We start from the raw sequence: 5,215 nt of genomic DNA on the forward strand, positions 1-5,215 counted from the left end.
ATTGTTTGTCAGTAAACCAAAGGCTTACCAAAGCTGTAATAGCACCAATAACCGAAACTACAGCACTGAGCATATTTCTCCCTGATTTTTAACGCCCGCAGCATGCGCGGCTTTGGAATGGAGGCGAAGCCGCAATGGAAAAGACGTCGCCGTGCCTGCGATTGTTAACTGCTTTAGATCCAAACATCGTTTTCAGCTGTTTGGCTCCCAGTCTCCTCGCCAGTATTCACAACTCCCCGCGGCTCGATAAGCAAAACTTTCGCCTCATTTTCCGCAAAAGGCTTGTGTTCGATTCCCTTAGGGACAACGTACATTTCGCCCTCAGAGAGATTCACATGCCCATCTCTGAAATCGATTCTGAGACTACCCTCAAGCACGATGAAAGTTTCATCTGTATCTTTGTGGTCATGCCACACGAACTCGCCCTGAATTTTAACGACCTTGAACTGATAGTCATTCATCTCAGCAATCACCTTAGGTGACCACTGCTCATTGAAAAGACCCAACTTGTTTTTGAAATTTACCGCCTGATAGTTCATCCGAACTCCTTTCCGATTGCAGTTAACGCTGAAGCACAGCGGCGCCACGTCAGTGGCGTCCGGCGGCCATCGGCCGCGTACTGCTGCGCCTTGTTAAGTGTTTCACGCAAGTAACGCCCAAATTGATACACCAAGTGCTAAAAAGGATATCGCAAGCGGAAATATATACCGATTAAATGACAGGTTATGCTCTGCAAGTACCGCAGCAAGCAGGGGGAAGTTGATCGTGTGGTAATCATCTCCAGTTTTTAGTGCGAATAAATGAACAAGACTACCGTCGTCTTGAGCATACCGGTGTTTTCTATCTAGGTGATAATACAGGCGCCCGAAAAGAATTTCGGCATCCATTCCTAGCTCCTCAGCAACCTGAGCACAGTCAATTGGCACGTAAATCTTTGAGCTTCTAGACGGTGCCGATTTATCATAGCTTACGAAATCCTCGTAATATTTTTTGTAGATTGCAGCCAGAATATTTCCGTCGCTTGGATTCTTCATCATATGAACACTTAACGCCAGCCAGCATGCGCGGCTACGGAATGGAGGCGAAGCCGCAATGCAGCAGACGTCGCGTGCCTGGCCTTGTTATGGGCGGCCAACAAAGGTCACCCTGATAATTCCGCCGTCAATATCTTCACCCTCAATGGTCTCGATTGCACGGTGCGCTGTCTGATATACCAAAAAGGCATGCCCCATGCTGGGTACACCTCGAGAGACCCACATTAGGGAAACTTCGGCATAAAGACTGTAAATGAGTGCCCATTTTTTCCCGAGCCAACCAGTATTTTGCCTAAGCATGATCAGAGACCTTTTCTGCCTCTGGATGTTCAGGGCAAACTGTTTTTTCCGGGCTGCGGGCATATCGAACGACAAACTTCCACGACCACTGAGTGCAGCCAGAACCTCAGTGTGAGTTTTCGGAATGTCATCTCTCATACGAGAGCCCCATAACGCTTGCAGCATGCGCGCCCATGAAATGGAGCCAAAGGCGCAATGTAATGGGCGTCGCCGTGCCTGCATTTGTTAGAGTTGATCTTTGTTGTATGCTAGACCTTTAACCACGTATCCAAGCTCCGATCGCTTAACCAGCAGCTCAACTTCTATTTCCCTATCAGGAAGAAAATTATACGTCCGCTCAGAAATACAGTAAAAGAACAAATAGCGGCTAAATGAATCGAACTCTAATCGATGCCGACAACTCCACCCTCGTCGCCCTCTCGATTGTTTTTTTACTTCAGCAATCAAAGTCGCATCTTCACCAAAAACTTCTGTAAACAACTTGGGAACGAAAAATGCCGAATTCACCCAAAAAAACCAAAAAAATAATATGGGCATTCCTATAAATAGCGATAATTCTTTTAACCCTTTCGGAAAAAGACTGGATTCTCTGAATGAACAAAAAACTCCCTTGGTATATAAAACCCAATAAATTAGGCACAAAAATATGATCAGGCCTAACGATATATATACCGAAATCTCAGAAATTACAGGATCAACCACGAAATCATGTGAAAACAATGAAAAAAGTAATCCAATACTGGATACTCCTCCAACCACCCCTAAAACTTTATGATCTAAAGAAATACTTTTTCTCGCTATCCTCATCGCCGACCTTTCTTGAACTCTAACGCTCAAAAGCACCGGCGCGTTAGCGTCCGGTGACTTTACTGGTTAGGCCTTCCTCTTCCATCTCAGGAAGGCTCTGAATTAGTTCTGACAAGACCTCAACCATTGCATATGCTTTTTCGTGGAAGTCAGCTAGCTCGGCCACGGTGTAGGAGACAAAGCTCTTCCTGTATTTCCTCCCTTCAGGGATACCACCGGATAGGCTTGTGCCGAAAATTTCACCATCATTGCTTCGTGACCAGCAGAAATGAGCGAATTTATTTCTGGTTGTTCTAAGTTGCGTGATCTGACCATTTATATCGAGGATTTGTTTGATCTGCTCCTCGCTGACCAACTTGTAGCCATATCGATACCTGTGTATCTCGGAGGCCTCTTTGATAGCTTCTTGGCGTTTCGCACAGGACATATGGTCCGTGTAGGTGCGTGCTAGAAACTCGGGCGTTACCAATAACCGAGATAGCAAAACGCCAAGCAGAAACTCAATATTCGACCATTCAACAGTGAGTTTGCCGATAGCCTGAAAGTGCTCGTTAGTAAGTTCAGAATACTGTGAAGAATGATTTAACGGCATCACTTCTCCTGAGGCCTAACGCCAAAATTCAGCGGCGGCCTTTACGCAGCGAAGCGGAGAAAAGGCCGTCCGGTGGAGGCCCGCCAGGGCCGGAACGAACTGGAATGACTGGTTAGGCATTTCGTTCAAGCCACGTTTCAACATCGAGCCCGTCACCGGCAGTCAGACCAAAATGCACGTTGAGCCATTCGAGCGTGATGGCATAAATAAGAAACCAACGTACCGGATGATGAGAGGGCGATCGCGCCAGGATGAAATTTTTATTCCGCTCCAACGTCTGAAGTTCATAGACCTTGTTACGAACTCCCTCGGGATAATTTGCGTGGTAAAACTGTAACTCGAACTTGCGGCCACCTTTGGGCGTGATGCCCTCCACCCGAATTGGGGAATAGGATCTAATCTCCGTCCCGAACTCTTCCCCAATGATTTCAGCGGCGTACCAACGATGCTCCTGTAAAGTAAACCTATCCATAAATATGCCTAACGCTTGCAGCATGCGCGCCCGTGGAATGGAGCCGAAGGCGCAATGTAATGGGCGTCGCCGTGCCTGCACTGGTTAAATTTTCGATGAGCAAAGTAGGAGAAAATCATTCGGCACTCAGACTCTCCTTACTTTTTACACGGGCTACCTAAGAAGTCCGTTAAGTTCAAACTCCTCGAGTTTTTTTAGCAAAAATCTTGAAAAATCTGGCTCATACTGACTATGAGCCATACTGTATTCTTTGATTGTTTGATATGCACTCTCACCCCAGGTGGAAAACATATTTATTAGGGTCGATTTCTCGGTAAAGTCACTGTGGCCCTTAAGGAGCTTCACCAAACAATCATCGATGGACTCATCGTCACGATGGGGCGAAATAGACAAAAAAAGGCTAACGCTCTCATAATCACCTCTATCAATAACATCATCAAGCGATTCGCAAAAAATAGTATAATTTTCAAACCTCAGATAGAGTGATTGGTACCTATCAAGTCTCTCTTTAGCTAAATTCACCGCTTTAATTAATTGATCAACCTCGACACTTCTTACATGATTTATTTCCAAATCAACATAAGAGTTAATTAATTTATAACGCCCCTCAGAAGGAGGGGTGATCTGCTCCATCATATAGAAATGAATTCGCTCTTCACTCCCCTCGAACGGGAAAACATCTCCTTCGAAAAGGACTCCCATCGCATTATGTCGAAACTCCGTCTTAATTTTAAAGCCTTGCTCATAGTATAAGAACTCCACCCACTGCCTCCTTACTCAAAATCGTTTCCGGAAAATTCCCACTACGCTGAGTTAGACCGAAGATTTAACGCTTTTGTTTAGCGGCGACTACGGAGCGCAGCGTAGTAGGCGTCCGGTGTAGGGCCGCCAGGCCCGGAACGCACTACAACAATTTGTTATGCAGTGCCCAGTCGTCGCGCGACATTCGATACACGCGCACAGGCCGGGCATGGAACTCTCGAGTCGTATAGTCTCCGAACCCGACTTTCTCCGTAACCCTGACGGAAGCTGTATGCTCCGGCTCGATAATAACAATTACCGACTCGCAGTGTTTTTGGTCGAAAGCATACTGGAGAACACCTTTTACAGCTTCTGTCGCATACCCCTGATGCCAGAACCTGCGGGCCAGACGATAACCTAGATTGGTTTCTTCAACATCGCCAACCAACTCCGGCCCAACGCCACAGAAGCCGATAAAATTCCCTGATTCTTTCTCACACAATGCCCATGGCCCTATCCCATGAGAGGCGTAACACTCAAGGCACCAATCAACGAATTTTCGGGTAGCTTCTTCGTCACAAACTCCACGGACGGAGAACTTCATGACTTCTGGATCACTGAGCATTGCGGTGAGCACCGGAACGTCTTGATGGGACAGCTTCCTTGCAATCAACCTCTCTGTTTCAAACAATGGCACCTATCTCTCCCTGTGCATAACGCTGAAGCACAGCGGCGACCTTGGAGTGGCGACGAAGGAGCCACGGAAAGGGCGTCCGGCGGCCATCGGCCGCGAACTGCTGCGCCTTGTTATAAGCTCTATATTACTGAATTGAAGAAATGATTTTATTTCTCACAAGCTCGACTGAATCCCTATTGTACCCAGCAACCGCAACCATGAGCTTGCTTCGGGTAGGTGATATTTCTATACATTTAACGACGACACGATTTGATCTTACATTCCCGTATATTCCGTATTCATTCTCAACCTGGTTTTCGAGCCCTATGACTTGCAGCGCATATGAGCTTTGTATCTCGCACGCCTCTTTGGATTTGCTCAGATCTTTAAACCAGGACCAAAGCTCAGGCGGCTTTTCCTCAGCGATGGCCGATCCCGATAATAAAAACAAAAGAACTAAAACTGCCCTGTTGATCATGCGAATTTCCCTAATGCTTATAACGCCAATGTTTAGCGGCGCCCATGCAGCGCAGCGAAATGGGCGTCCGGTGGAGGGCCCCAGGCCCGGAACGTACTACAACAACTTGTTAAAA

General features: G+C 46.8%; 8 protein-coding genes. All 8 read right to left on the reverse strand.

Features of this window, described 5'->3' with window-relative positions:
• Positions 1-173 precede the first annotated feature (173 nt).
• A complete protein-coding gene (locus ACP2AU_RS16565) occupies positions 174-539 on the reverse strand; it encodes a cupin domain-containing protein (RefSeq protein WP_269687585.1) in 366 nt (121 codons plus the stop codon).
• 102 nt (positions 540-641) lie between these two features.
• Entirely contained in the window at positions 642-1,037 is a 396-nt protein-coding gene (locus ACP2AU_RS16570) for a hypothetical protein (protein ID WP_426377320.1), read from the reverse strand.
• An 84-nt stretch (positions 1,038-1,121) separates the two neighbouring features.
• Positions 1,122-1,472, reverse strand: a complete 351-nt coding sequence (locus ACP2AU_RS16575; protein ID WP_426377321.1) for an RNA recognition motif domain-containing protein — start codon at positions 1,470-1,472, stop codon at positions 1,122-1,124.
• An 87-nt stretch (positions 1,473-1,559) separates the two neighbouring features.
• Positions 1,560-2,141, reverse strand: a complete 582-nt coding sequence (locus ACP2AU_RS16580; protein WP_426377322.1) for a hypothetical protein — start codon at positions 2,139-2,141, stop codon at positions 1,560-1,562.
• Positions 2,142-2,184: 43 nt separating this feature from the next.
• Positions 2,185-2,733 (reverse strand): hypothetical protein, encoded by a 549-nt coding sequence (locus tag ACP2AU_RS16585; RefSeq protein WP_426377323.1) that lies wholly within the window; start codon positions 2,731-2,733, stop codon positions 2,185-2,187.
• Positions 2,734-2,845: 112 nt separating this feature from the next.
• Positions 2,846-3,205: a hypothetical protein gene (locus ACP2AU_RS16590; RefSeq protein WP_426377324.1), complete on the reverse strand. Its 360-nt coding sequence runs from the start codon at positions 3,203-3,205 to the stop codon at positions 2,846-2,848.
• Between the two features lie 153 nt (positions 3,206-3,358).
• Positions 3,359-3,967 (reverse strand): hypothetical protein, encoded by a 609-nt coding sequence (locus ACP2AU_RS16595; RefSeq protein ID WP_426377325.1) that lies wholly within the window; start codon positions 3,965-3,967, stop codon positions 3,359-3,361.
• Between the two features lie 142 nt (positions 3,968-4,109).
• Positions 4,110-4,643, reverse strand: a complete 534-nt coding sequence (locus ACP2AU_RS16600; RefSeq protein WP_044629349.1) for a GNAT family N-acetyltransferase — start codon at positions 4,641-4,643, stop codon at positions 4,110-4,112.
• Between the last annotated feature and the right edge of the window lie 572 nt (positions 4,644-5,215).

The organism is Marinobacter sp. VGCF2001 (assembly GCF_049943275.1).
Classification (GTDB): Bacteria; Pseudomonadota; Gammaproteobacteria; order Pseudomonadales; family Oleiphilaceae; genus Marinobacter.